Raw genomic sequence first — 26,982 nt, 5'->3', positions numbered from 1 at the left:
AGGAGCCCGAAGATGCGCGCAGCGGTTCTGCACGAGACCGGCCAGGAAAAGCTGGAGGTCCACGACGGCGTCGAGATACCGGCGACCGGCCCCGGCAAGGTCCGCATCCGGATGAAGGCCGCCAGCCTGTGCCACTCCGACCTGTCCGCGATGAGCGGCGTGCTGCCGCAGCCCGCCCCCTTCGTCCCCGGCCACGAGGGCGCCGGCGAGGTCGTCGAGGTCGGCGAGGGAGTCGAGAACCTGGCCGTCGGGGACCGGGTGATCGTCTGCTGGATGCCGCCCTGCGGGGTCTGCGCCAGCTGCAGGCGCGGCGAGGGCAATCTCTGCCTGGCCGCCTTCGGCAACATGGGCACGCCCAGCTACCGCCACGACGGGCAGGACATCTTCGGTTTCTCCGCCACCGGCACCTTCGCGGAGGAGAGCGTCGTCGCGGCGGGCTGCGCGGTGAAGCTCCCGGACGACGTCCCCTACGAGGTCGCCGCGCTGATCGGCTGCGGCGTGACCACCGGCGTCGGCGCGGCCATCAACACCGCGAAGGTGACGCCGGGTTCGTCGGTCGTCGTGATCGGCTGCGGCGGCGTGGGCATCGCCGCCATCCAGGGTGCGAAGGTCGCCGGCGCGGCGCAGATCCTGGCGGTCGACCCGGTCGCCGGCCGCCGCGAGTGGGCGCTGCGGTTCGGCGCGACCGAGGCCGTCCACCCCGACGAGCTGAACGACGCCAAGAACCGGATCACCGCGGGCGAGGGCTTCGACTACGCCTTCGAGGTCGTCGGCCGCTCGGCCACGGTCCGCACCGCCTACGACGCGACCCGGCGCGGCGGCGCGGTCGTCGTGGTCGGCGCGGGCGCGATGGACGACAACGCCCAGTTCAACATGTTCGAGCTGTTCTTCAACGAGAAGCGCATCCTGCCCTCGCTGTACGGCGGCACGGACGTGCCCAAGACCTATCAGACGGTCATCGAGCTGTGGCGGGCCGGGCGGCTCGACCTCGAAGGCATGATCACGCACCACGTCAGGATCGAGTCGGTCAACGACGCGATCGAGCAGATGCGGACGGGCGAGGCCCTGCGGACCGTCATCGACCTGGGCTGAAGCCTCGTTCACTCACACAGGAGCCAACGGATGACCACCTCCCTGACCGGCCTCACCGCGATCGTCACCGGCGCGGGCCGGGGCCTCGGCCGCGCCGAAGCACTGGAACTCGCCCGCGCGGGCGCGAACGTCGTCGTCAACGACTTCGGCGCGCCCGGCCGTGACGGCAGCGGCGAGGCGTCGGCGGCGCCCGCCGACGAGACCGTGGCCGAGATCGTCGCCCTCGGCGGCCACGCCGTCGCCCACCACGGCGACGTCGCCGACCTGGCCTCGGCCGAGGCGCTGGTCGACCTGGCGGTCCAGACGTACGGGCAGCTGGACATCCTGGTCAACAACGCGGGCATCCTGCGCGACCGGATGGTCTTCTCGATGAGCGAGCAGGAGTGGGACTCCGTCATCCAGGTCCACCTCAAGGGCCACTTCGCCACCACCCGCTACGCGGCGGAACACTGGCGCAACCGCAGCAAGGCGGCAGGGGCGCCGGTGTACGGGCGCATCGTCAACACCTCCTCCGAGGCCTTCGTCGCCGGCTCGGCCGGCCAGCCGAACTACGCGGCGGCGAAGGGCGGCATCGTCGGCCTCACCACGAGCTGCGCGTCGGCGCTGGCCCGCTACGGGGTCACCTCGAACGTGATCTGCCCGAGGGCGCGGACCCGGATGACGGAGGACGTCTTCACCGGCTCGATGGGGGCGCCGGAATCGGGCATCGACCCGCTGGCCCCGGAGCACGTCTCCCCGCTGGTCGCCTACCTGGCGTCCCCGGCGGCGGCGACGGTCAACGGCCAGTGCTTCGTCGTCCACGGCGGCATGGTCGCGGTCCTGGGGGCCCCACCGGTCCTGGCGAAGTTCGACACGGCGAAGGAGAGCTTCACGCCGAGCGAGCTGGACGAGCTGATGTCCCCCTTCTACGCGGCACGCAGGCCGGGCGACGGCTTCGCCAACATGGCGGTACTCGGGCTCAAGCACGAGAACTGAGCCGCAGTTGCACCACCAGGGGCGCGAGGAACTGCGCGAACAACCACCCCGTGCGGATGGCCCTGCACATCGAGGACCATCCGCACGGGGTGGCTTGTCGCGCCCAAGCGGCGGAGCCGCATATCAGCAGAGCCTCGCGCCCCTGACGGTGCTACTCGGACCTGCGGTGACGGCCGTGGGCCGAGCCGTCCTGCGCTTCGTCCTCCGAAACGTGGCCCCGGTGGCGGCCGTGCGCGTCGTCCTCCGTGCCGTTCTCATTGATGTCGTTGAGGGCATCAGACATGAGAGTTGTCTTCTCCGTGGTGTTCGCTTCGTCCGTCAATACCGGTCAAACCCTAATGTGCCGACCCGTACCTTTCACACCGGGTGCACGCTCCGCAGGAAGCCCGCCAGCAGCTCCTGCAACAGCGGCGCGCCCTCCTCGGCCAGGACCTCGTGCCCCGCGCCGGCCGCCTCCACGTACTGGAAGTCGACGCCCTCGACCCGGCCGATGCGCAGCAACTCCTGCCGGAGCAGCCGGGACTGGGTGACGGGGACGACCTCGTCGGCGTCTCCGTGCACGATCAGCAGCTCCGCCGCCAGGCGGTGGCACAGCAGCAGGACGTCCCGCGGGCCGCGGCCGTCCCGCGGCTCCGTCGAGGCGCCCATCCGGTCCGTCAGGCCGCGGACCGCCGGGCCGGCCTCCGCATGGAGCCGCGCGCCGGAGAGGAAGGGGGAGACGGCGGCCACCCTGGCGACCCGCTCCGGTGCCGTGCCCGCGGCCAGCAGCGCGAGGAACGCGCCGTAGCTGATGCCGAGCAGGGCGACCTGGCCGAGGCCCATCGACTCGCGCTGCCCGCCGATGCTCTGCAGCAGGGTGAGCACGTCGTCCAGGTCCGGGCCGCCCCAGGCGTCCTGGACGGCCTGTGCGTGCTCGACGCCGTAGCCCGTGCTGCCGCGCTGGTTGGGGGCCACGACGGCCAGCCCCTCGGCCGCCAGCCGCTGGAGGGTGGGCTCGAACTCCATCCGCCAGGCGTCCGCGGGGCCGCCGTGCAGGGCCATGACCAGGTGCTCGGCGGTCAGCCACGAGTCGCCGCCGTAGACGACGCCCTCCAGCGGGCCGGCCGCGCCGGGCAGGGTGACCGTCTGCGCGGTCTCCCAGGGGCGGCCGTCCGGGCGCTGCGCGCTGCCGTCGAGCCGCCAGCCCGTCTCGCGCGGCTCGGGGAGCACCTGGACCACGCTGGTCAGCCCGGCCGCGCCGCCCTGCACGGGGGTGAGCGGGCGGGACGCCGCGCGCGGCATCGGTCTGGTCTCGCCGCTCAGCAGCAGGTCGACGTCGACCGAGGCCATCGCGGCGGGGCGGTCGGGGGCCGAGTACGGCATCCGCAGGCCCGCCGCCGACCAGTGGGCCACCCCGCCGAGCCGCCCCGGAGGGATCGGCAGCGGGTCGAGCGCGAGCGCGCCGGGCTCCCACAGCGCCAACGTCGACGTCGCACCCCAGTCGGCCTGGACGGCGACCCGGTTGCGGCCGGGTTCGATCGCGACGGGCCGCAGGAAGTGCCGGCCGCCGCGCAGGCACTCGGGGAAGTGCAGCGGCTCGCCCGAGCCGAGGGTGCCCCAGCCCAGCCGGTCCTCCCCGGGGGCGTCGCTGCGGACCAGGATCAGGCCGCTGCCCGGGTCGCACGCGGCGAGCCGGTCGTTGCTGCGCGGGGAGAGTTCGAGGAGCGGGCTCAGCGTGCCGCGCGCCAGATCGAGGACGACCGTCTTGACCCGGCCCGAGTTGTCGGGGAAGCGCTGCAGCTGGTCCAGGGCGAGCAGCCGCCCGCCCTCGTCCAGCCAGACGCCGCCGCCGTAGAGGCCGGGCAGTTCGGCGACGGACTGCGGGGCGGAGACGCCGTCCGCGCTGATCAGCCAGACGGTGGTGGCCGTCTCGCCGTCCGTGCCCAGCGCGACCGCGACCGGGGCGCCGGGCACGGGGGAGGGCAGCGGCAGCAGCCGCAGACCGGCGCGCTGGAGCCGGCCGGCGGAGAGATCGGCCTGCCCGTCCGTGCCGCGGACTATCAGCTCCTGCTGCGGTCCCTCGTGACGGCAGATCAGCACCCGCCCGTCGGTCAGCGGCACGAGCTGCGAGCGCAGGCTCTCCGAGCGGCGCCCGCCGGCCCCCGGACGCAGCGCCTCGGCTTCGCACGGCGAACCGGCCCCGCCCAGCCGCCAGCTCTCCACCAGCCAGCGACCGTCCGCCTCGGCGGCCAGGCAGGCGGCGTGGGAGCCGTCGGCGGAGAAGGTGAAGCTGACCCGCCGCAGGGCGGCGGGAGCCGGCCGCCCGCCCCGTTCGCCCGCCGCGCCGGGCGCGGGGACGAACGGGGACACCGGGGTGAAGGGAGGGATGCTCAGGGGGATCGCGGTCATGGCTGCACCACCGCTGCTCGGTCGGAACGACGACGGGGAGGGGAGCGCCGCGGTTCAGGGCCTGTCCGATGAGGACCTGCCGGGCCGCTCCCGTGGTCCGGGCGGCGCGCGTCGCGCGCCCCCGGCTGTGACGAAGAGGTCGGCGGGAAGGTCGGGTCGTGCAGCGGCGGCCGCCGGGCCCGGACCGCCGCGACCCCTCCACAGGCCGCCGCACTCCGGGCTGTTCCGACGACCACGGCTGCTCGGCCCGTGCGTCTTGCCCGCAGAACCGAAGCTACTTTCGGCCGTGCGGGGCTCGCACGGGATCGCGGATTCATCACTCGTACGGGTGGAGCCACGGATCGGGCCGTAACCTTCCGCGATGTCCGATCCGGGCACCCGGCCGCGATACCCTCGGACACGTGCCGAAACTCTCCGACGTCCGCCGTGCTCTCGACGAGCTGTACCCGCCCGCCTGGGCGGAGTCCTGGGACGCCGTCGGGCTGGTCTGCGGCGACCCCGAGGCCGAGGTCGACCGGGTGCTCTTCGCCGTCGACCCGGTGCAGGCCGTGGTCGACGAGGCGGTCGCCTTCGGGGCGCAGCTCCTCGTCACGCACCACCCGCTCTACCTGCGCGGCACCACGACCGTCGCGGCCGACACCTTCAAGGGCAGGGTCGTGCACACCCTGATCCGTCAGGGCGTCGGCCTGCTGGTGGCGCACACGAACGCCGACCACGCCGACCCGGGCGTCTCCGACGCCCTCGCCGAGGCCGTCGGTCTGCGGATCACCGGTCCGCTCATCGCGGACCCGACCGACCCTGCGGGCCGCCGCGGCACCGGAAGGATCGGCGAGCTGCCCGCTCCGGAGCCGCTCGCTGCCTTCGCCGCCCGCGTCGCGGCGGGCCTGCCCGCCACCGCCCAGGGCGTCCGCGTGGCGGGGGACCGGGACCGCCCGGTCCACCGCGTCGCCGTCTGCGGCGGTTCGGGGGACAGCTTCTTCGCCGCCGTCCGCGAGTCGGGCGTCGACGCCTACGTCACGGCCGACCTGCGCCACCACCCGGCCTCCGAGGCCCGCGAGGCCGCGTCCGAAGGAAGACCGGCCCTGGTCGACGCCGCCCACTGGGCCACCGAGTGGCCCTGGCTGCGCAGCGCGGAGAGCGCGCTGCTGGCCGTCTCGGAGAAGCACGGCTGGGGTCTGGAGACGCGGGTGTCCACCCACGTCACCGATCCCTGGACCACGCACGCCCCGATGCCCTTCGCGGAGCCCACCGTCTCCGCCCCCGACCAGCCCACTGCCTGAGGAGTACCCCTGAACGCCGCGCCCGCCGACCAGATCCGCCTGCTGGACCTGCAGGCACTCGACTCCCGCCTGGACCAGCTCGCCCACCGTCGGCGGACGCTTCCCGAGCACGCCGAGATCGAGCAGCGCACCGCCGACCTGGCCCAGCTCCGCTCGCTGACCGTCGCCGCCGAGACCCAGCTCAGCGACACCCAGCGCGAGCTGACCAAGGCCGAGCAGGACGTCGACCAGGTCCGCCAGCGCGCCGCGCGCAACCAGAAGCTGCTCGACTCGGGCAGCGTCAGCTCCGCCAAGGACCTGGCCAACCTCCAGCACGAGGTCGGCTCGCTGGCCAAGCGCCAGAGCGACCTCGAGGACGTGGTCCTGGAGATCATGGAGCGGGTGGAGTCGGGGCAGACCCGCGTCAGCGAGATGACCGCCCGCCGCGACGACGCCGAGAGCAGCGCCAAGGAGGCCGAGGGCCGCCGCGACGTCGCCTACGCCTCGATCGACGCCGAGGCCGAGAAGACCACCCGCGACCGGGAGACCGTCGCCGCGGTCGTCCCCGAGGACCTGCTGAAGCTCTACACCCGGCTGCGCACCCAGAACGCGGGCGTCGGTGCGGCGCGCCTGTACCAGCGCCGCTGCGAGGGCTGCCGGGTCGAGCTCAGCATCACCGACCTGGGCGCCGTGCGCGCCGCCGCGGCGGACGCCGTGGTCCGCTGCGAGAACTGCGGGCGCATCCTCGTCCGCACCTCCGAGTCGGGTCTGTGACCACCGGCTCGGGCGCCGCCGATTCCGGGGCCCCGGGCCGTCGTCTCATCGTCGAGGCCGACGGCGGGTCCCGGGGCAACCCGGGCCCGGCCGGCTACGGCGCCACGGTGCGCGACGGCGACACCGGTGAACTGCTGGCGGAGGCCGCCGAGTTCATCGGCCGGGCCACCAACAACGTCGCCGAGTACCGCGGCCTGATCGCCGGGTTGCGGGCCGCGGCGGCGATCGACCCGGCGGCCTCGGTGTCGGTGCGGATGGACTCCAAGCTCGTCGTGGAGCAGATGTCCGGCCGCTGGCAGGTCAAACACCCGGACATGAAGCCGCTCGCGGCGGAGGCCCGCTCGGTCTTCCCCGCCGGGCGGGTCACGTACGCCTGGATGCCGCGGAACCAGAACAAGCACGCCGACCGGCTGGCCAACGAGGCCATGGACGTCGGCCAGGCGGGGCGCGCCTGGGAGCCGAAGCCGCCGAAGCAGCAGCGCGCGGTGGCGGCGGACGCGGAGCCGCAGACCCTGCCGGAGGCGCCGGCGACCGCTCCCGCCGGCTGGGCGCGTCCCGCCGACATGGGCACGCCGACCACCTTCGTGCTGCTGCGCCACGGCGAGACCCCGCTCACCCCGGAGAAGCGCTTCTCCGGCAGCGGCGGGGCCGACCCCTCGCTCTCCGAGCGCGGGCGCGGCCAGGCGGCGCTCGCGGCGGCGGCGTTCGCCGCGCGCGGCAGCATCGAGGCGATCGTCAGCTCCCCGCTGGCCCGCTGCCGCGAGACGGCCCAGGCCGTCGCGGACCTGCTGGGCCTGGAGGTCCGCGTCGAGGAGGGCCTGCGCGAGGCGGACTTCGGCTCCTTCGAGGGGCTCACCTTCGCCGAGGTGAAAGAGCGTCAGCCGGAGGCGCTGGACGCGTGGTTGGCCTCGCCGAAGACGGCCCCGCCGGACGGCGAGAGCTTCGCCGCGGTCTCCCGCCGCGTGGCCGTCACCCGGGACCGCCTGCTCGCCAGGTACGCGGGCCGGACGGTGCTCGTCGTCTCCCACGTCACGCCGATCAAGACCCTGGTGCGGCTCGCCCTCGGCGCACCGGCCGAGTCGCTGTACCGCATGGAACTGGCGGCGGCCTCGGTCTCCGCGGTCCAGTACTACGCGGACGGCAACGCCTCGCTCCGCCTCTTCAACGACACCTCGCACCTGCGCTGACCCGCCGCCGAGCGGACGCGCGGGTGCCGCGACTCCCGGCCGGGCCCGGTGCAGCCGCAGCCGGAGTTCGGCGGTCCCGGGGCTGCGGTGGCCGGACCTGGGGTGCGACCACGGCGGCTCGCACCGGCCCCGGCCCCGGCCCCGCCACGGCAGCCGACCGCTGTTCCCCTTCGCCACTCCGCTCCGCGGCACGCCGCAGCGCGTCATCGCCGAGCGGACGGCGGTTCGGCCCTGGGCTCGGGCGGCGTGATCCCGGGCCTGCTCCGACCGGGTGCGGGCAGGGTGCCGGCGCAGGCCGGTTCGCCCGCCGCCCCGGGCCGGGGAGGGGCTGACGTCGAGCCTTCTCCCGGCCCCGGCCCCGACCGCGGCTCAGGCCCGGCGCTCCTGCATGGCCTTGCGGATCGCGCGGGTGGCGACCGGGGGGAGGAGGTCCTTGGCCAGTCGCTTGGCGCGGATGGAGCGGGCGGCCGAGCTCCTCGCGTGCAGGCGCGCGGCCTCGGCCTGCTGGGCCCGGATCTCGTCGTAGTAGCGGGAGTGCCGGAACTCCGGCGGCTGGAGGCCGGGCATGCTGCGCACCCGGAGCAGACGCCGGCCGCGGACGTCCTCCTGGTACACACGCATGTGGGGGTCGGCGCTCAGGTCGGCCTTCAACTGGTCCTGGTACTGCTCCGGGTCGCCCCAGGTGCCGTAGAACTTGTTGAAGGACACCGCGATCGGCCGCAGGTCCATGGTGGCCACGGCCTCCCACACCGCGGCGCTCACGCCCGGGGTGTGCTCGGAGCGGTAGTCGTCGAGCACGACCACCCCGTCCGGCGTGAGGGCGTCCCTGGCCACCGCGATGTCGCCGATGACGTGCTCGTACAGGTGCGAGGCGTCGATGTGGACGAAGCGCGCCGACTTCGGCTCGACGCGGCCGTCCGCCAGCACGAAGGTCGGCGCCTGGATGACGTCGGGGAGCTCGTCGTGGAACGCCAGGTAGTTGCCGTCGAAGGCGTCGCGGGTCAGCGTCTTGCGGTACGACGCCGCCATCTCGCCGGAGTTGGCCGCGTCCGGGGCGTCGGAGTCGAAGAGGTCGCAGATCGTGAACGTCTCCTCCTCGCGCACGTAGTCGCCCAGGAGGATGGCGCTGCGTCCCAGGTACGCGCCCATCTCGATGAGGTTTCCCGTGGTGCCGCGCTGCTTCTGCTGCTCCAGGAACCAGACGAACAGGTGCCGGTCGACCGCGAAGAACCAACCCTTCACGTCATCGAGGGTGGCGGGGTGGGTGGTTCCTTGTGCTGCGGTCATCGGAGCTCCGAGACGTCGTGGCAAGTGAGGGGAGGCCCCCGCGCTGGACGGGTGGTGATCGAGCGTATGCGGTCCTGCGTCGGCATCTCAAGGTTCCTGTGAGATCCATGTCACTGCACGGCGAATGTGCTCCGTCCGGCGACCGCGCGCACCCGCCGGCCCCGCCCGCGCAGTGCTTTGGTCATGAACATTTAACCGTCAACGTCTTCTGCCGCAGTCTACGCGCGTGGTGTCCTGGTGCGCGGTCGGCCGACCGGACTCGTCCGGATCCGCACGGGCCACCGACTCCTCGTCGACTCCCCATGGAGAAGCGTATGTCGCGCAAGGGAACCCGCCGCCTTCTCGCCGTCGCCGTCACCGCCGGAGCCACCCTTCTCGCCGACGCCCTGCCCGCCCACGCCGCCGGCTACTCGGCGTTCGCCTTCAACCTCGGCACGACCGAGCCGACCGTCTACAGCTTCATCAACTCGGCGACCAGGACGCTCGACATGACCATGTACGAGCTCAGCGACACCACCGCCGTCAACGACCTGATCGCCCGCAAGAAGGCCGGCGTCACGGTGCGGGTGATCCTGGACCGCACGAAGACCAGCGTCAACGGGTCCGCCTACTCCTCGCTCAAGGCGGCCGGGGTCGGCGTCGTCTACTCGTCGAGCTCCTACGTCTACACCCACCAGAAGACCATCACGGTGGACGGCGCGACCTCGATGATCCTCACCGGCAACCTGACCTCGAAGTACTACCCCACCAGCCGCGACTACGGCGTCGTGGACAGCGACGCCAACGACGTCGCTGCGGTGGAGAGAGTCTTCGGCGCCGACTACGCGCACACCTCGGTCACCCCGGGGGACGGAGACAACCTGCTCTGGTCGCCGACCGACTCCCGCTCCCGCCTCCTGGCCGTCGTCAACGGCGCGACCAGGACGCTGGACGTCGAGGAGGAGGAGTTCAGCGACTCCGCCGTCGTCGACGCGATCGCCGCGCGCGCCGCCGCTGGCGTGAAGGTCAGGGTCGTGCTGGAGACCCCCGGCAGCTACGCGAGCGAGGTCGCCCAGATCGACGACGCGGGCGGCACCGTGCGCGGCTACTCCTCCAGCACCGGCTTCTACATCCACGCCAAGGCCATCGTCGCGGACTACGGGCTCGCGACCCAGAAGGTCGAGGCCGGGTCGATGAACATCACCTCCAACTCGCTCGACAGCAACCGCGAGTTGGGGATCATCCTCACCGACAGCGGGGTGGCCTCGACCATCGAGACCGCGCTGAACAGCGACTACGCGGGCGGCACGCCCGCCTGACTGTGCGTCACAGCTCCGCGACGACCACGTCCAGCGCCCACGGCTTCCCCGCCGTGGGCGCGGCGGCCTCTACCGTGTACTTCAACTCCCGCAGCGCATCGACGAGTTCGGCGGGTGAGGCGGGCTCGCTCCCGGATTCGATGAGCTGGCGCAGGAGCCGGCCCTTGGTCGCCTTGTTGAAGTGGCTGACGACCGACCGCTTGGTCACCCCGTTCACGACCCGCTCGTGCAGCACCCGGACCGTCGCGGTCCGCCCGGCGACGGCGCCGGTGGGCTTCCACAGGGCGGCGTAGGCGGAGGACCGCAGATCCAGCACCAGGCCCTCGCCGGCGACCTCGGGCATGACGGCGGCCATCGGCTTGCGCCAGTACGCCCCGAGCCCGCCGAGCGGCGGCAGCTTCACGCCGCCGGAGCAGCGGTAGGGCGGGATCCGGTCGGTGAGCCGAACCGCGCCCCACAGGCCGGAGAAGACCAGGATGTCGCGCTCGGCCCGGGCGCGGGCCTCGGCGGCGAGCTCGGCCAGTCCGAGCGCGTCGTAGAGCACGCCCGTGTAGAGCTCGCCCGCGGGCAGCGCGGGGGCGGTCCGCAGCAGCGCGTTCCGCGCGAGCTCGCCGCGCAGGCCCTCGGACAGTCCGAGCACCTCCAGTGCGGCGGCCTCGTCCCCGGTGCTGACGGCGACGAGCGCGTCCAGCACCGCCTCCCGCTGCGCGCTCAGCGCGCTCAGCGCGAGCGCCTCCAGCTCAAGCGGCGTACCCACCCCGGACGCGGCCTTGCCCTCCGACGGCGGCAACAACACGAGCACAGCTCGACCCTCCTGAAACACGTCTTCCCGCGCACCACCCTATGGCCTGTCTTCGCACCCGCGTCGGATCGCCCGGGCCGGCCGGCGCGGCCGGACGGGGCGGGGCGGAGGGGTGCCCTCGTACGGGGCCGTCCGTGGATGACCCGACAACGCAGCGAGGGGGCATCTCCCTGCCGGAGGTTGGCGAGGCCGTGCACGGCGGGCCGGGCCCGGCGGGGGTGTGAGGAGAGCCCCGAGGGCCTCCGGCCCGGACCCCCGCCTCGCCGCAGCGCCGGCTGCGACGCGGCCGCAGTCGCCGAGCCGCCCGTGCCTGCGGCGAGGCGGGGGTCCGGGCCGGCTCGGCGTCGCGGTCGGACGAGTGCGCGGTGCCGGTCGTGACGGCGAGGGCGAGCCGGCTCGGAACGTGCCGACGCCGCAGGTCCCGGCGGTATGGCGGCGGATACGGAATGAGGGGACCCGCTTGTGGCGGTCGAACCGCGCCCCCCTAGCCTGGCCCGATGCACCATCGAGCCCGACTTCTCCTCGCCGCCGTCGCGGTCGCCCTGACCGCGGGCTGCGCCACCGCCGCACCGGCGCCGGCACACACCCCGACCCACGCGCCGGTCGCCGCGTCCAGCAGCGCGACGCCCGCCGCCGTCCTCGCACAGCGGCAGGCCGAGACGACTCGGATCGCGGCGGTGACGGCGGAGGTCCTCACCAAGGCCGGCTTCACCGCCGAGCAGCAGCGGGAGGCCAGGCAGCGGCCGCAGAAGCACAGCGGCTGCGGTGAGAACTACTTCTTCCTCCTGCCCGCGAAGCGCTACGCGCAGACGCCGGCGGCGATGAAGTCCGCGCTCGCCGGGGCGGGCTTCCACCGGGAGATCGCCGGCCCGAACGACATCCGGATGCTCAAGGGCGCCTGGGAGTCCTGGATCAGCACGCTGACGGTTCCCGCCGCCGGCGTCCAGGGTGACGTCGGCTTCACCGGTGACGCGCTCACCCTCACGTTCTCCATCTCCAGCGGCGACAAGGCCTGTCTCGACTGAAACGACCGCATCGGCCGAATCGCGCGTCCCGCCGGGCGTCCGCCTGGCGGGACGCGCTGCTCAGGGGGTGGGGGCACCCGGTAGCGTGGGGCTCATCATGAACGCAAAGACTGCCGCCGGCGCCGCAGCCATCGCCGATTCCCCCACCCTGCTCGTGAAGGTCTTCGGGAAGGACCGACCCGGGATCACCACAGGCCTCTTCACCACCCTCGCCGAGTACGGCGTGGACGTCGTCGACTTCGAGCAGGTCGTCACCCGGGGCCGGATCGTGCTCTGCGCCCTGGTGACCGCGCCGTCCAAGGACGGCGAGCTGCGGGCCGAGGTGCACCAGTGGGCGGAGAGCCGGAAGCTGCAGGCCGAGGTCATCTCGGGCATCGGCGACAACCGCCCGCGCGGTGAGGGACGCTCGCACGTCACGGTGCTCGGCCACCCGCTCACCGCCGCCGCGGTCGCCGCGCTCAGCGCGCGGATCACGGAGACCGGCGGGAACATCGACCGCGTCTTCCGGCTGGCCAAGTACCCGGTGACCGCCGTCGAGCTGGCCGTCTCCGGCGTGCCGACCGAGACCCTGCGCGCCGCGCTCGCGCCCGAGGCGGCGTCCCAGCGCGTCGACGTCGCGGTGGTCGCGTCGGGGCTGCAGCGCAAGGCCAAGCGGCTGGTCGTCATGGACGTCGACTCGACCCTGATCCAGGACGAGGTGATCGAGCTCTTCGCCGCCCACGCGGGCTGCGAGCCCCAGGTCGCCGAGGTCACCGCCGCCGCGATGCGCGGCGAGCTGGACTTCGCCGAGTCGCTGCGCGCCCGCGTCGCCCTGCTGGCCGGTCTGGACGCGGACGTGGTCGACAAGGTCCGCTCCGAGGTCCGGCTGACGCCGGGCGCCCGGACGCTGATCCGCACCCTCAAGCGGCTCGGCTTCCAGGTCGGGATCGTGTCCGGCGGCTTCACCCAGGTCACCGACGACCTGGCCGAGCGGCTCGGTCTGGACTTCGCCGCCGCCAACACCCTCGAGGTCGAGGACGGCCGGTTCACCGGGCGCGTCGTCGGCGACATCGTGGACCGGGCCGGCAAGGCCGCCATGCTGCGTCGCTTCGCGGCCGAGGCGGACGTTCCGCTGGAGCAGACGGTGGCCATCGGCGACGGCGCGAACGACCTCGACATGCTGAACACCGCCGGCCTCGGCGTCGCGTTCAACGCCAAGCCGGTGGTCCGCGAGGCCGCGCACACCGCGGTCAACGTGCCGTTCCTCGACACCGTGCTCTACCTGCTCGGCATCTCCCGCGAAGAGGTCGAGGACGGCGACACCTCCGAGGACACCCCTGTCAACCTGCCCGGACACGTCTGACGGAGTACGGCGCGCCGTGGAGCGCGGGACGCGTCGCGGCCGGTCACCATCGAGGGATGCAACTGCACCTGCACTTCGGAACCGGCCGCTCCGCACTGCTGTTCATGCTGCTCGCCTTCGTCGGCACCTTCGCGGTCACCCGCCTGGTCGTGCGCATGATCCGGTCGGGCCGGGGGCCCTTCGGCAACGTCGCGGTGGGCTCGGTCCATGTGCACCACCTGGTGCCCGGGATCTTCCTGATGCTGATCGCCGGGCCGGTGGAGTTCCTCGCGGCCCCGCACGGAGCCCTGCGCGACGTCCTCGCCGCCGTCTTCGGCGTCGGGGCCGCGCTGACCCTGGACGAGTACGCGCTCTGGCTGCATCTCTCGGACGTCTACTGGGCCGACGAGGGCCGCAAGTCCGTCGACACCGTCGTCGGCGTCGCCGCGCTCGGCGGCATCGGGCTGCTGGTGTCCAATCCCTTCGCCCGCCAACCGGGGGAGGGGACCTGGTTCTTCTTCACCTTCCTGCTGCTCAACTGCGCGCTGTCGGTCGTCTCGGTCCTCAAGGGACGGATCTTCCTCGGGCTGGCCGGGGTGCTGCTGCCCTTCTTCGCGCTCTGGGGGGCGATCCGGCTCGCCCACCCGGGCTCGCCCTGGTTCCGCCGCTTCTACCGCGAGGGCGGCTCGAAACGCGCCCGATCGGAGCGCCGGGCGGCCCGCCGCACGCTGAACGCCCGCTTCAAGGCCATGGTCAGCGGCCTGCCCGAACGCCGGCCCGAGCCCACCGACCGGCCCGAGCGGCCGACGCCGCCGGGCCGGTGACCACGGGGATCACGCGAAGTCGTTCGCCAGCACGTTCTCGATGTTCCGCTCCGCCAGGGCGGTGATGGTCACGAAGGGGTTCACCCCGGTACTGCCGGGCACGAGCGACCCGTCGGTGATATAGAGCCCCGGGTACTCCGGCAGCCGCCCGTACAGGTCCGTCGCCTGTCCCAGCACGCAGCCGCCCAGCGGGTGGTAGACGAAGTCGTCGCCCCAGGTCCTGTAGACGCCGAAGAGGTCGGTCCGGTAGATGGTTCCCTCGGCGGAGTTGATCCGGTCGAAGACCCGCTTCGCCGCCGCGATGGACGGCTCGGTCCAGGACGCCTGCCAGCCCAGGTCCACCCCGCCCGTCGTGCTGTTGAAGCTGAACGCGGCCCGGTTCGGGTTCTTCGTGATGGCGAGGTACAGGCTGATCCACAGCTCCGTCCCGGCCGGGAACGGCGAGATCTCCGCGAAGCAGGGGCCGGCCGGGTCGTCCCAGTTGTCGATCCCCTTCACCGGCATGCAGGCCTGCAGCGAACCCGTGGGCGCCCACAGGTAGTTGGCCCGCCCGACCATGACGTTGCCGTTGTTGCCCCAGCCCTGGCCGACTGCGTCGGGCAGGTTCGGCAGCCGACCGGTGGCGCGCATGGTCACCAGCAGTTTGCTGGTGCCCACGCTGCCGGCGCCGAAGAACACCTTCTCCGCGGTGACCGTCTTCCGTGCCACCACGTTGCCGCCGGTGTCCAGTTGCGACATCTCCACGGTGTACCCGCCGCCGACCGCGGCCGGGTACACCGCGGTGACCTGGTGCAGCGCGCTGATCGACAGCAGCCCGGTCGCGGCCGCGGCTGCCAGGTAGGTCTTGTCGAGCGACTGCTTGCCGTAGTTGTTGCCGTAGATGACCTCGCCGGCCAACGCCGAACGCGGCGCGCTCCCGGCCAGCTCGCGCTGCATGTAGGGGAAGCTGTAGACGTTCGGCACGAACACGGTGTTGAGCCCGGCGTCGTGCGCCTGGCTCGCGCCGACCCGCGCGTACTGGTAGCAGGAGGCGGAGTTGAACCAGTTCTGGTCCACACTGTTGGCCCCGAGCCCGGCGTTGGCGCGCGGGAAGTAGACGTCGTACATCGCGTCGGAGTCGACCTGCGGCAGGATCTCCTCGAAGTACGCCCGCTTCGGCACCACCGCCATCCCGCCGTTGACCAGGGAGCCGCCGCCCACGCCCCGGCCCTGGTAGACGCGGGTGTCGGCGAAGTGCTCGGAGTCCAGGACACCCGTGTAGCGGGAGATGCTCTTGTTGTATGGCGCGCCGAGGAAGTACCCGACCGGCTGGTCCGTCTCGGTGCGCAGCCAGAACGAGCGGCCGTCCGGCTTGAGCATGTTGCAGAAGACCTTGCCGTCGCTGCCCGGCGTGGTCCAGCTCCGGCCCATCTCGACCATGGCGACCGGCACTCCGGCCTGCGTCAGCCGCAGTGCGGTGACCGCCCCGCCGTAGCCGGTGCCGATCACCAGCACGGGCACCCGGTCCCCGTTGCCGAGCGCCCGCGCCGGCGTCGCCACGGCGGCGGTGAGCAGCGTCGGCGCCGCCAGCACCCCCGCGCCCGCCGCGGCCCTGGAGATGAACTGACGACGTGACAGGCCGCTTCCTGACGTGCTCGACCCGGTTCCGGACATGGCGGATCCCACCGATCATCGCTGACCCTGGCTGACGTGGTGGCGCAGACGGCGCCGCCCGAAGCAGCCCGGTCCCGGTGCGGCGACGAGGAATTTCGCCCGCGCGGGCAGAGAAGTCAAGGGAGATCGCAGGGCCCTTCGCGGAGGGCTCCGGCGTCAGTTGCCGGGCGGCAGTCCGATCGGGTTCAGCCGGGGCGGGATGCCGGCCGCCCGCAGCAGCGCGGCGGGCTCCGCGAGCAGGTCCAGCAGCGCCTCCCGTCCTGCCTCATCGAGTGGCCGCAGCAGTCGGGCCGCCAGCCGGTCCGTCGCCGCTTCGATCCGGTCCCGCTCCTCGCGCCCGCGCGCGGTGACCGCGCCCCCGGCGTCGAGCAGGCCGCGCGAGCGCAGGCGCTCGGCGGCGTCCGCCCACTCGGTCTCGGTCCAGCCCCGGTCCAGCCGGATGCCGTCCCCTGGCACCCGCCCGGTCGCGGCGGCGAGCACCAGCGCCTCGGGCGCGTCCAGGCCGTGGTCGGCCAGCGCGGACAGATGCGCATCGCCGCGGAACTCACGCAGGCAGGTGAGGAGTTGCCACAGCTGCTCGACCGGATCCGCCCGCCCGCACAGTTCGCGGTTGGCGGCGAACAGCGGCCGGGCCAGGCTCGGCGCGTCCGCCACGATCGCCGTCAGCGGGTCCGCCAGCGCGGCGGCGAGCCGGTCGGCCTGCGGCAGCACCCGGCGCAGGGCCTCGGCCGTCGACTTCGCCCGCCACTCCAGCGCCTCCCCGGGCGGGACGATCGCCCAGGCGGCGGGCAGCGCCCGGGCCACCATCCCCGGTGCGAACACCCCGAGCGCCGACCCGGCGACGGCCGGGCCCACCGGGCCCAGCGGCGCGATCCGCAGCGCGAAGTAGCCCATCCAGAAGCCCTTGAGGCCCATCGTCCGGCCCAGCCCGCGGCATGTCTCGTCGAAGTAGACGACCGCGTGCAGGGGTTCGGTCCGCAGCCACAGCTCCCTCGCGGCGGAGGCGTCGGTGCTGGTGCCGGTCCTGCGGTCCGAGGTCGTCATGGCGAGACGCTATCAGCCGCCTCCCGGCCCGCCTCGCGCGTCGAGCTCGGCGTCGAGGGCGAGCGCGGCGTCGATCAGCGCGAGATGGGTGAACGCCTGGGGGAAGTTGCCCAGTTGTTCACCGGTCGGGCCGATCTCCTCGGCGTACAGGCCGACGTGGTTGGCGTAGGTGAGCATCTTGTCGAAGGCGTAGCGGGCCTGGTCGAGCCGGCCCGCGCGGGCGAGCGCGTCGACGTAGAGGAAGCTGCACAGCGAGAAGGTGCCCTCGCTGCCGCGCAGGCCGTCCGGGGAGGCGGCCGGGTCGTAGCGGTGCACGAGGCTGTCGGTGACCAGCTCCTGGTCCATCGCGTCCAGGGTGGACAGCCAGCGCGGCTCGCGCGCGGCGACGAAACCGACCTTGGGCATCAGCAGCAGCGAGGCGTCCAGCACGTCGGTCCGGTAGTGCTGGACGAAGGCCCGGCGCTCGTCGCTCCAGCCCCGCTCCATCACCTGGAGCAGGATCGCGTCCCTGGCGGCGGTCCACCGTGCGAGGTCGGCCGGGCGGGCGAAGCGGGTGGCGATGCGGATGCCGTGGTGGAGGGCGGTCCAGCACATGACCCGGCTGTAGGTGAAGTCCTGGCGTCCGCCGCGGGTCTCCCAGATGCCCTCGTCGGGACGGTCCCAGTGGTCGCAGAGCCAGTCGAGCAGGCCCGCCATGACCATCCAGCCGTCGTGGCCGGCGAGCCCGGAGAGGTGTTCGGCCTGGGCGAGCGCGTAGACGGCCTCCCCGTAGATGTCGAGCTGCAGCTGGTCCGCCGCTCCGTTGCCGACCCGGACCGGGAACGAGCCGCGGTAGCCCTCGAGGTGGCCGAGCTCCTCCTCCGACAGCCGTGGGTCGCCGTCCACCCGGTACATGATCTGCAGCTTCTCGCCCGGCGGCGCGTCACCGGCCCTGATCCGCTCGCCGACCCAGCGTCGGAAGGCGTTCGCCTCGTCGTCGTAGCCGAGCTCGATCAGGGCGCCGACCGACAGCGAGGCGTCGCGGATCCAGGTGAAGCGGTAGTCCCAGTTGCGCTCGCCGCCGACCTGCTCGGGCAGTCCGGCGGTGGCCGCGGCGACCATGGCGCCGGTGGGGGCGTAGGTGAGCAGCTTGAGGGTGATCGCGGAGCGGTTCACCATCTGCTGCCAGCGGCCCCGGTACCGGCACCGGCCGATCCACTCCCGCCAGAAGTCCAGCGTCAGCGCGAAGGTCGCGCGGGCGGTGGCCTCGTCCATCGGCTCGGGGGCGGCGGAGCCGGCCGCGCCGGTGGTCAGCACGACGGCGGCGAGCTCGCCGTGCCGGAGCGTGAACGCGGCCGTCGCGTCGCCCTCCTCGCAGGCGAGCGGCACCGGTCCGATGCTCTCCAGCCAGGCGCTCGCCGCGGGCGCCTCGAACCTGACCCTTCCCTCCTCCAGCGTGGCCCGGTGTTCGGCCCGGCCGTAGTCGAAGCGGGGCCGGCACTCCAGCGTGAAGTCGACGCTGCCGCGGACCACACGGACCACCCGGATCAGACGGTGCCGGTCGGAGGCCCGTTCGGGGTCCTGCGGCGGCATGAAGTCGACCAGTTCCGCGATGCCGCCGAGGGTGAGGAAGCGGGTCACCAGGATCCCGGTGTCCGGCAGGTAGAGCTGCCGCACGGTGACCTCGTCCGGCTCCCCGGCCACCGTGATCGCGAAATGGCCGCCGCGGTCGTGGTCGAGCAGGGCGGCGAACATGCTGGGGGAGTCGAACCGCGGCGCGCAGAACCAGTCGACGACCCCCTCGGCGGAGATCAGCGCGGCGGTCTGCAGGTCGCCGACGATGCCGTGGTCGGCGATGGGGGGATAGCGGCGCACGAGCTTCCTCCTCTCCCTTCGCCGGCCGCACGCGAGCGCCCCGGCCTGCGGAGCCCCGGTCCGTGGAGTCCAGGCACGTCGAGCCTCCCGGCTGCGCCGCCGCGGGGCGCGTGGGACGGGCCGTTCGGGTGACGCCGGCCCCGTCGGCCGGAGAGCCGTTCAGCCGGTGGGCTCCGCGTCGGAGCCGTCGCCGGTGTCCTCCTCGACGACGCGGCCGGACCGCCGGGGGTGAGGGATGAAGCTGCGGCCGACGATGGCCCCGAGGTAGACCGAGTAGCCGACCCCGATCAGCCAGGACTGGACGACCAGCACCGTGCCCACCGTCCCGTAGGAGACCGCGTTGGTGACCAGCAGCGGGGCGAAGACCAGGCGGGAGAAGACCTGCAGCCCGGCCAGCGCGACGATGGTCGCCAGGGAGCCCGGGAGCAGCTCGCGCCAGCTCGCCCTGGAGGCGAGGAGCAGGTGCGGCAGCCACCAGAAGAGCGCGATCCCCCCGATCACGGTGGCGAGGACGCGCAGCGTCGGCTGCGCGGCGGTGTGCCGCCACGGGCTGCCGCTGAACGCCGCGAGCAGGATGTAGCCGATCAGCCCGGCGAGCCCGGTGGCCTGCCGCCAGGCGTTGTGCCAGGGCCCGGGCGAGAGCCTCCAGATCCGCTCGTAGGCGCCCTGGACCGAGGCCATCAGGGAGATGCCGAAGACGGCGAGCGAGGCGAGTCCGAAGACGGTGGTCGCGCTGAGGATCTGCCGCTGCGAGACGAACAGCCGCTGGACGGACGACGCGCCCTCGCCGGAGAGGCCGAGCGCGTCGGTGACCCAGCGGGAGATCCCGCTGCCGTGCGCGGTGGAGGCGGCGGCGATGACCACCAGCAGCGGCACCAGCGTCACGAAGAACAGCGCCGCGAACGCCATCGAGCGCTGCAGCAGTTCCACCTCGTGCCCCAGGTGCCAGGCCCGCATCGCGAAGGCGCGGAACTCCGGCCACCGAGCGGTGACCGCCGTCGCCTTCGCGCGGAGGTGAGCGCGAACGCTCACCCTGACCGACACGGCGTCCCCCTGCGGGCCGACGGCCGGGCCGCGGGCGTCGCGAGGCGAGGTCCGGGACCGGCGGCTTCCGCCCGCGCAGAGGTGCTCACCAGTCCATTCTCGGCGGAGGTGCCGTTCGCCGCCCCTCACGGCCTCAACGGTGACGGCTGAGCCCCCGCCACCGGGCGCGCCCGCCCTGGGGCGCCTTCTCGTGCTCCTCGGCGAGCTCCGCGGCGACCGGGGGGTACCCGTCCGGCTGCCGGGGAAGCTGCGGCGCGGTGAAGTAGTGCTGGTCGCGCGGACGGGTGGACTCGGGGTCGCGGGGGCGCGCGGCGGGCTCCAGATGGGGGATGTGCTTGGAGCAGTGGATGTACGCCTCGTCGACACGGACGTGGACCCAGAGTTCGGGGCGGCGGCCGGGGGCCGGGTCGACCGGCAGGTCGGGGTGGCGGCTGCGCAGCCGGGCGTCCGGGTAGAGCGCCGCGGTGCCGTTGACGTGCAGTCCGACGTGGTCGTGGGTGAAGTCCATGAACAGCATGCCGAGGTGGGGGTTCTCGGCGATGTTGCCGCTGCTGGCCATCACGCCGTTGCCGCGGTACTCGGGATAGGCCAGGGTGCGGTCGTCCAGGACCTGGACGAAGCCGGGCGGTCCCGCCCGGAAGCTCGCGTCGCACTCGCCCCCGGCGTCGGCGGTGGAGAGGAAGACCATCGGCATCCGGGCGATGAACGCGCGCATGGCCGAGGTCAGCGACGGGTGCACCTGGCGGTCGTAGAACGCGGCGGCGCGTTCCGCGGTGCCGTGCCGTTGCTGCAGCATGCGCTCGCCGGCGGAACCGAAGCGGTGGTCGGGCTCGGTCACGGAGGGGGACTCCCAGGGGTGAGGCCCGGCGGCTCCCGCCAGGGGAGCACCGGGGACGGCCGGGTCAGGCCAGGGACAGGGAGGGCAGGTCGAGCGGGTCGTGGCGGATGCGCGAGAGCGGCACGCCGGTTCTGGTGAGGGCGTCGGCCGTGGCGGTGACCATCGGGGCCGGGCCGCTGAGGTAGGCGTCGTGCCGGTACCAGGGGCCGAACTTCGCCAGCACCTGGGGCAGCGATCCGCTCAGGCCGAGGATGTCCTCGTCGGACACGGCGGCGCGGACCTGGAGCCAGTGGTTGCGCTGGGCGAAGCGGAGCATGTCGTCGAGCCCGTAGAGCTCGTCGGACGTGCGCGCGCCGATGAAGACGTCCATCCGGCGCTGCTGCTCGCTGCGGGCGCTCTCCTCCACGATGGCCCGGATCGGCGCCAGCCCGGTGCCGCCGGCGACGCACAGGATGTCGCGGCCCGACGCCGGGTCGAGGACCATGTCGCCCAGCGGAGGCCCGAGCCGGACCACGTCGCCGACGGCGGAGCGGCGGACCAACGCGTTGCTCACCCAGCCGGTGGGCACGGCGCGGACGTGGAAGGTGATCGTGCCGTCGGCCCGCGGCGCGTTGGCGGGCGAGTAGTAGCGCCACTCGCGGGGCCACCACGGGGTCTCCATGCTGACGTACTGTCCGGCGGAGTACCGGTAGGGCTGGTCGGGCAGCACCGTGATCGCGGCGATGCCGTGCCCGAACAGCTGGCGGTGCACGATCCTGGCGTTCCACACCGCAGGGCGCACCTGGGCGTCCTGGTCGGCCGCCTCCGTCATGGTCCGGGCGACGGCGGCGTAGGCACGCGTCCAGGCGCGGGCCACCTCCGGGTTCCACGCGTCCGCGGCGAACCGTTCGAGCGAGGCGAGCAGGCACTCCCCGACGGCGTCGTAGTGGGCGGTCTGCGTGCCGAACTTGCGGTGGTCGCGGCCCAGATGCGCGCAGAAGCGCTGCAGCCCCTCCGGGTCGTCGACGAGGTCGACGATGTGCAGCAGGGCGCGCAGCAGGCGTCCGCGCTGGACGTCCATGCCCGGCGGGAACATCTCCCTGACCTGGGGAAAGCGGGTGAAGAGGATCGCGTAGAAGTAGACCGCGAGATCCGCGGCCAGCGGCTCGACCACGGCCAGGCTCGCCCGGATCAGGGCGACGTCACGGCCGGTCAGGGCGCCTTCGGGAGGGCCCTGCTGGGGCGGCGGGCTCAGGATGTCGCTCTCGGGAACACCGGCCGGGGGCTCGCCTCCGGGGCGGCGGGACTGGAACCACACGGTGGAATGCTCCCGATCGCTTTGAGCCTGGCATGACACCCCCGTGATCGCCCGCCCGCGGTTCGAGTTCGTCCGGGGGCGACCCGATTCTGCTCACAGGGCGCTCGGAGTCGGCAACTCCGAATCGCGCGAATGATCGGATCGCCACAGGACGTGCACATGCGTGGTGATTCGATGCACTCTGCGCATCCGCCGTTCACACGGCGCCGCGGTCGGGGCTGTCGTGGGGCAGCAGGAGTGCCGCGGCGAGTCCGGCCAGACCGAAGGCGGCGAGCGCGATCATGGCCGCGGCGTAGCCGTTCCTGGTGAGTTCGGAGACCAGGATGGTGCCGGCCACGGCCGTGCCCAGCGAGGAGCCGAGGTTGGAGATGCAGCGGGACAGCCCGGAGATCTCGCCCTGGAGGCTGTCGGGGAAGCCGGACTGCACCACGTTGACCGACGGCGTCAGCATCGCGCCGAGGCCCAGCCCGATCAGCAGCAGGCCCGGGGTGAACGCCCACACGTCGCTGAAGGCGCGGACGAGCGTGAGCAGCAGCACGATGCCCGCGACGGTGACCACGAAGCCCGCGACGATCAGGGTGCGCTGCGCGTAGCGCCTGGCGAGGCGCTCGGCGGCCAGCGAGGTGGTCAGCAGGCCGACGGTGGCGGCGGTGAAGACGCCGCCGGTGGCGATCGCGCTGTAGCCGCGGACCACCTGGAGGTAGGCGCCCACCGTGAAGGAGGCGCCCATCAGCACCAGCCACTGGGCGTTCTGGGTGACCAGACCCAGGTTGGACACGCGGTGACGGAAGAGCTCCATGGGGAGCAGGGGCTCGCGTCCGGAGCGCTCCTGCCTCCTGATCCACCAGAAGAACGCGGCCAGCACCGCCGCACCGCCGAGCATCAGCCCCAGCATCAGCCAGGTGTTGTTGTCCGCGGCGAGGATCCCGGTCACCACCAGCACCAGCCCGACCGCGGACAGGACCGCGCCGACGCCGTCGAAGGGCTGGGTCGGGTCGGCCGGCAGCGGGTCCTCCAGCTTCCGGGTGAGCACGATGATCACGACGATCACCAGCACCTGGAAGCCGAAGTTGGCCCGCCAGCTGATCGCCGTGGTGAGCAGGCCGCCGATCAGCGGGCCCGCCGCCGCGCCGATGCCGCCGAGCGCCATGATCGCGCCGAAGGCGCGGGCCCGGGTGGCGGTGCCGACGAAGAGCAGCGTGGTCAGGATGTAGACCGGGGGGATCAGCAGCGCGGTGCCCACGCCCTCCAGGATCGAGTTGCCGAGGATCAGCACCCCGAGCCCGGGAGCGACCGCGCTGAGCAGCGCGCCCACGCCGTAGGTGGCCAGACCGACCATCAGGCACCGCTTGCGGCCGTACCGGTTGGTCAGCTTCCCGCCGGGGATCATCAACGCGGCCATCACCAGCAGGAACACGGTGATGGCGACCTGGACGCCCTGGGCGGTGGTGTCGAGGTCCGCGCTGATGTCGTTGATCATCACGTTCATGCTGGAGCCGGCGAAGCTGCAGATGAACTGGGCCAGGGCCAGCGGGATCAGCACGCGCCGCCCGGCGGCGGTGGGGAGGGAGAGGGTGCTGGTCATCCGTGCGCTCCGGCGCCGGCCCCACGCCCCGGCGCGGTGCTCTGCAGCTCGCCGACGACGCCGTGGTCCGCGTTCGGGGGGTAGAGGCTCATCGAGTGCTCCCGTGCGGGCGGAGATCTTCCCTGCCCTGTCACCGTAGGGAGCGCCGCCGCGCGGGCGAATCACCCGAGGTGGGTGACTGTCGGCGCGGCGCCGCCGCGGGCACGGCCGCTCACATCCTTCGCACAGCAGTCACCTTGAAGGGGTGATGCGGATCCGTGCCGCCCGGGGCGACGCTGGACTCACCGTTCGAGCGCAGAGCGAAGCGAAGGGAGCCGGCCCCGTGCGCTACGAGATCCGAGTCGCCGGCGTGCTGCAGGAGACCACCCGCCGTGAGGGCTTCCCCGAGTTGGAGAGCGTCGTGGTGCTGGGACAGACGGTCCTCTTCGGGGACCTGGTCGACGAGGCCCATCTCTACGGGCTGCTGAACCGCTTCCAGGCGCTCGGGCTGACCGTGACGGACGTGCGCAAGCTGCCGGAGGAGGACTGACCGCCGCCTGCGGTCAGAGGTCGTCCAGCAGGTGCAGTCGGGCGGCCTTGCGCACCGCCTCACGCCGGCTCGACGTCGCCAGTTTGCGGTTGATGCTCTTGAGATGGGTCTTCACGGTGTTCGGCGAGAGGAACAGGTCCTCGGCGATCTCCTGCGTCGACATCATCCGCGCCGCGCACGCCAGCACCGAGAGCTCGCGCTCGGTCAGCGCCTCGACGGCCGCGTCGGCCGCCCCGTCGGTGACGCCGTCGGGCCCGGGCGGACGCAGGTCGCCGGGGAGCCACAGATGGCTCTGCGCCAGCTGGGGATGACGCCGGAGCTGCGGGCGCACCCAGCTCGCGCACTCACGGAACGGGCGCCGCAGCCGCTCGGGCTGCGCCGTGGCGATGGCCTGGCGCAGCAGCCGGGTGCTGTCGTCGTCGCCGTGCGCCGAGCTCGTCTGCGCCAGCAGCAGCAGCGCCCGGGTGCGGGGCGCGGTGCCGACCTCTGGGTCGTCCCGCAGCGCCTGGAGCTGCTCGACGGTGCGCCCGTCCGTCCGGCCCGCGACGAGACGTGCCCTGGCCGCGGCGACGATCGTGCCGGGTCCGCCGTCCTGCACCTCGGCGAGGACCTCCAGGGCGGCCTCGGGGTGCCCGGCGGCCAGGTGGGCCGCGGCGGCGGTGATGGCCAGGCGTTCGCGCCCCCAGGCCGAGGGATGCCCGGCCAGCTCGTGCCGACGGGTCTCCTCCAGCAGCTCCAGGGCGGCCTCGGGATTCCCCTGGACCACGTGCAGGTCGGCCCTGACCACGCCCCGGCCGAGCGCGACCACGGGATCGGACCGGCTCTCCTGCGCGGTCTCCAGACGTGTGAGCGCCTCCTGGGCGACGCCCACCTCCTCGCGTTCCAGCGCCGCGGCGGCCAGGACCAGGTCGCCGACGCCGAACCGGCTGTCCGCCGGGAGACTGGCGCTCTCGGCCTCCTGGTCGGCGCGGCGCACCCGCTGTTCGGCCCGGCCCGGCCAGCCGCGCAGGTAGTCGATCAGCGCCAGCCGACACAGCGAGTCGTGGCGCAGCAGCGCCGTCGCCGTCGACACCGGAGCCTGTGCCGCCGCGTCCAGCGCCTGGCCGGCCTCTTCCAGGCGTCCCTCCGCGAGCAGGGCGGAGGCCAGGTCGACGTCCACGTGGGTGAGCAGCTCGGGGTGTTCGGCCAGCCGGGAGGGCGGCGCCGAGCGCTCCAGGCCGTGGGCCCGGCGGGCCGCGCTGTCGGCGATCTCGGCGGAGCCGAGCAGCCGCCCCGCCTCCGCGTGCAGGAGCGCCGCCGCCAACTGCGGACCGGCCTCCTCCGGCGGCAGCGCGGGGGCGACCCGGTCCAGGACCGTCACCGCGGTCTCGACGTCGTCGGCCGTCAGGTGCAGGGCCGCGCGCACCAGTTCGGCGGCGGGCGAGCGCGCCGACGCGGGCATCCGGGAGAACAGGTCGCGCAGCCGGCCGACCTCACGGCCGGTGAACAGCTCGCCCAGCGCCAGCTGGTCGACGACGATCTGGGCGGCGAAGTCCCAGGCGCCGCCCGCGGCGGCGTGGTCCAGTGCGGTCCGGTGCCGCTCGTGGGCGGCCAGCCAGCGTGCGGCGCGTTCGTGGAGCGCCTCGACCTGGTCGGGTGCGGTGGCGCTCAGGTGCAGCCGCAGGATGCTGGCGAACATCGGGTGCAGCCGGTACCAGTCGTCGGGCAGGGCCTCGGTGAAGGCGTTGGTCTGGTGCAGCTCGGTCAGGATGCGGCGGCCGTCGCGGCGTCCGGTGAGCGCGTCGGCCAGGTCGGGGTGGACCAGGCCCAGGATGCTGCAGCGCAGCAGGAGGTCCTGCGACTCGTGGGGCTGGACCTTCAGCACCTCGGCGAGCAGGAAGTCCGACAGCGCCGCCTGCTCGGTCTCGATCCGCTTGAGACAGGTGTCGACGTCGTCCACGTCCCTGGCGGCGAGGGCCAGCAGGCGCAGTCCTGCCGTCCACCCGGTGAGCTTCCGGTTCACCGCCTCCACCGTGGCCGGGCTGGGGCGCAGGCCGTGCCTGGCCAGCACCTCGGTGGCCTCGGGGAGCCGAAGCGCCAGGTCCGCGGTGCGGATCTCGGTCAGCAGGCCGGCGGCCCGGTAGCGGTGCAGCGGCAGCAGCGGCTCGTTCCTGCTGATCAGCACCAGCCGCAGGTGCTCCTCGGTGTGCCGGATCAGGTCGTGCAACTGGCCGGTCAGGTCGGGGTTGTTGAGCTGCTCGCACTCGTCCAGCACCAGCACGAACGGTTCCGGCCTGCTGTTGATCCACGCGGCCAGGCGCACCAGCAGGGACGGTTCGACATGCTCGGCCTGCGCGGGAACGCCGACGTCCGCGGGCAGGTCGTCGGGGGCCGCGCGGAACAGCGCCTCGCGTACGTAGGCCCAGAAGTTGCCGGGGAGGTTGTCCCCGGTCTCCAGGGTCAGCCACGCCGTGGGCCCCGGTATCCGGCCGCAGGTCAGCCAGTCGGCCACCAGCATCGTCTTGCCCGCGCCCGCGGGCCCGTTGACGAGGGTGACCGGGAGTCTGACGGCCTCGTCGAGCCTGCGGACCAGGCGGTCGCGGCGCACGAAGGCGGTCATGGGTCCCGGTGCGTGCAGCCGGGTGAGCAGGACCGGGTCGCCGTTCGGAAGTCCGGGCGCCGCGGCCGGCGGTGTCGACGGCTGCTGGGGGTCGTACATGGGTGTCACCGCCTGGAATCTGCCGCCACGGGGCGGGCGGGCGGACTGCGGCGACGCAGGCACCGGGAGCCGCCCGGGCGACCGGGCGTGACGGGGCACCGCCTTCGTGACGACGTCTTCGACGGTAGTCGAGAACCTGACCTTGGGCCATTCGGCCGGTCGGCCGACGGCGGTCCGTTCACCTGCTTCGGGTGAGCCGGGCGCGCGC

General features: G+C 73.4%; 22 protein-coding genes. 10 read left to right on the top strand and 12 right to left on the bottom strand.

Going from position 1 to position 26,982, the window contains the following annotated elements; translation table 11 throughout:
* Positions 1-12 precede the first annotated feature (12 nt).
* A complete protein-coding gene (locus tag BS83_RS19520) occupies positions 13-1,092 on the top strand; it encodes a zinc-binding dehydrogenase (RefSeq protein WP_037604986.1) in 1,080 nt (359 codons plus the stop codon).
* A gap of 30 nt (positions 1,093-1,122) precedes the next feature.
* Positions 1,123-2,067 (top strand): 3-oxoacyl-ACP reductase, encoded by a 945-nt coding sequence (locus BS83_RS19515; RefSeq protein WP_037604985.1) that lies wholly within the window; start codon positions 1,123-1,125, stop codon positions 2,065-2,067.
* A gap of 151 nt (positions 2,068-2,218) precedes the next feature.
* On the opposite strand, the gene BS83_RS48360 is transcribed toward BS83_RS19515, so the two are convergent.
* Both BS83_RS48360 and BS83_RS41945 read right to left on the bottom strand, forming a co-directional pair.
* Entirely contained in the window at positions 2,219-2,350 is a 132-nt protein-coding gene (locus BS83_RS48360) for a hypothetical protein (protein WP_269664862.1), read from the bottom strand.
* Between the two features lie 74 nt (positions 2,351-2,424).
* The gene (locus BS83_RS41945; protein ID WP_051943372.1) at positions 2,425-4,455 is read right to left on the bottom strand and encodes a S9 family peptidase; all 2,031 of its coding nucleotides are present in this window, start codon (positions 4,453-4,455) and stop codon (positions 2,425-2,427) included.
* 401 nt (positions 4,456-4,856) lie between these two features.
* On the opposite strand from BS83_RS41945, the gene BS83_RS45535 reads away from it, so the two are divergent.
* Genes BS83_RS45535 through BS83_RS45530 form a run of 3 tightly spaced genes read left to right on the top strand, consistent with a single transcriptional unit; the run spans position 4,857 to position 7,675 of the window.
* A complete protein-coding gene (locus BS83_RS45535) occupies positions 4,857-5,735 on the top strand; it encodes a Nif3-like dinuclear metal center hexameric protein (protein ID WP_037604984.1) in 879 nt (292 codons plus the stop codon).
* A 9-nt stretch (positions 5,736-5,744) separates the two neighbouring features.
* A complete protein-coding gene (locus BS83_RS46540; RefSeq protein ID WP_198035442.1) occupies positions 5,745-6,488 on the top strand; it encodes a zinc ribbon domain-containing protein in 744 nt (247 codons plus the stop codon).
* Positions 6,485-7,675: a bifunctional RNase H/acid phosphatase gene (locus BS83_RS45530; protein WP_051943370.1), complete on the top strand. Its 1,191-nt coding sequence runs from the start codon at positions 6,485-6,487 to the stop codon at positions 7,673-7,675. The genes BS83_RS46540 and BS83_RS45530 overlap by 4 nt, the downstream gene beginning before the upstream one ends.
* Before the next feature lie 369 nt (positions 7,676-8,044).
* Here the strand turns inward: BS83_RS45530 and BS83_RS19490 are convergent, their stop codons facing one another.
* Entirely contained in the window at positions 8,045-8,962 is a 918-nt protein-coding gene (locus BS83_RS19490; protein ID WP_037604982.1) for a class I SAM-dependent methyltransferase, read from the bottom strand.
* A gap of 314 nt (positions 8,963-9,276) precedes the next feature.
* Between BS83_RS19490 and BS83_RS19485 the strand changes: the two genes are divergently transcribed.
* Positions 9,277-10,260: a phospholipase D-like domain-containing protein gene (locus BS83_RS19485; protein WP_037604981.1), complete on the top strand. Its 984-nt coding sequence runs from the start codon at positions 9,277-9,279 to the stop codon at positions 10,258-10,260.
* A 7-nt stretch (positions 10,261-10,267) separates the two neighbouring features.
* Here the strand turns inward: BS83_RS19485 and yaaA are convergent, their stop codons facing one another.
* Positions 10,268-11,062 (bottom strand): peroxide stress protein YaaA, encoded by a 795-nt coding sequence (gene yaaA / locus BS83_RS19480; protein WP_037604980.1) that lies wholly within the window; start codon positions 11,060-11,062, stop codon positions 10,268-10,270.
* Between the two features lie 497 nt (positions 11,063-11,559).
* Here yaaA and BS83_RS19475 point away from each other — a divergent pair, with 497 nt between their 5' ends.
* The 3 genes from BS83_RS19475 (at position 11,560) to BS83_RS19465 (ending at position 14,232) form a co-directional block, all read left to right on the top strand.
* Entirely contained in the window at positions 11,560-12,087 is a 528-nt protein-coding gene (locus tag BS83_RS19475) for a hypothetical protein (RefSeq protein ID WP_037604979.1), read from the top strand.
* A gap of 97 nt (positions 12,088-12,184) precedes the next feature.
* Positions 12,185-13,429, top strand: a complete 1,245-nt coding sequence (gene serB, locus BS83_RS19470) for a phosphoserine phosphatase SerB (protein ID WP_037609426.1) — start codon at positions 12,185-12,187, stop codon at positions 13,427-13,429.
* Positions 13,430-13,485: 56 nt separating this feature from the next.
* Positions 13,486-14,232, top strand: coding sequence for a hypothetical protein (locus tag BS83_RS19465; RefSeq protein ID WP_051943368.1), 747 nt, complete (start codon positions 13,486-13,488; stop codon positions 14,230-14,232).
* Positions 14,233-14,241: 9 nt separating this feature from the next.
* Here the strand turns inward: BS83_RS19465 and BS83_RS19460 are convergent, their stop codons facing one another.
* The 7 genes from BS83_RS19460 to BS83_RS19430 form a co-directional block, all read right to left on the bottom strand.
* Positions 14,242-15,885, bottom strand: a complete 1,644-nt coding sequence (locus BS83_RS19460) for a GMC oxidoreductase (protein WP_037604978.1) — start codon at positions 15,883-15,885, stop codon at positions 14,242-14,244.
* 156 nt (positions 15,886-16,041) lie between these two features.
* Entirely contained in the window at positions 16,042-16,929 is an 888-nt protein-coding gene (locus BS83_RS19455) for an SCO6745 family protein (protein ID WP_051943366.1), read from the bottom strand.
* A gap of 12 nt (positions 16,930-16,941) precedes the next feature.
* On the bottom strand, positions 16,942-18,783 hold the full coding sequence (locus BS83_RS19450; protein WP_037604977.1) for a glycoside hydrolase family 15 protein: 1,842 nt from the start codon (positions 18,781-18,783) through the stop codon (positions 16,942-16,944).
* Between the two features lie 159 nt (positions 18,784-18,942).
* The gene (locus BS83_RS19445) at positions 18,943-19,815 is read right to left on the bottom strand and encodes a YhjD/YihY/BrkB family envelope integrity protein (protein WP_157597243.1); all 873 of its coding nucleotides are present in this window, start codon (positions 19,813-19,815) and stop codon (positions 18,943-18,945) included.
* A 145-nt stretch (positions 19,816-19,960) separates the two neighbouring features.
* Positions 19,961-20,623 (bottom strand): pyridoxamine 5'-phosphate oxidase family protein, encoded by a 663-nt coding sequence (locus tag BS83_RS19440; protein WP_084715007.1) that lies wholly within the window; start codon positions 20,621-20,623, stop codon positions 19,961-19,963.
* Between the two features lie 106 nt (positions 20,624-20,729).
* Positions 20,730-21,962 (bottom strand): globin domain-containing protein, encoded by a 1,233-nt coding sequence (locus BS83_RS19435; protein WP_084713699.1) that lies wholly within the window; start codon positions 21,960-21,962, stop codon positions 20,730-20,732.
* A gap of 196 nt (positions 21,963-22,158) precedes the next feature.
* Entirely contained in the window at positions 22,159-23,547 is a 1,389-nt protein-coding gene (locus tag BS83_RS19430; RefSeq protein ID WP_037604976.1) for an MFS transporter, read from the bottom strand.
* 322 nt (positions 23,548-23,869) lie between these two features.
* Here BS83_RS19430 and BS83_RS19425 point away from each other — a divergent pair, with 322 nt between their 5' ends.
* On the top strand, positions 23,870-24,076 hold the full coding sequence (locus BS83_RS19425) for a hypothetical protein (RefSeq protein ID WP_037604975.1): 207 nt from the start codon (positions 23,870-23,872) through the stop codon (positions 24,074-24,076).
* A gap of 13 nt (positions 24,077-24,089) precedes the next feature.
* On the opposite strand, the gene BS83_RS19420 is transcribed toward BS83_RS19425, so the two are convergent.
* Positions 24,090-26,774, bottom strand: a complete 2,685-nt coding sequence (locus BS83_RS19420; RefSeq protein WP_037604974.1) for a helix-turn-helix transcriptional regulator — start codon at positions 26,772-26,774, stop codon at positions 24,090-24,092.
* Positions 26,775-26,982 lie beyond the last annotated feature (208 nt).

Origin of the sequence: Streptacidiphilus rugosus AM-16 (assembly GCF_000744655.1) — a bacterium.
Lineage (GTDB): Bacteria > Actinomycetota > Actinomycetes > Streptomycetales > Streptomycetaceae > Streptacidiphilus > Streptacidiphilus rugosus.
This window is presented reverse-complemented; position numbering and strand designations above follow the sequence as displayed.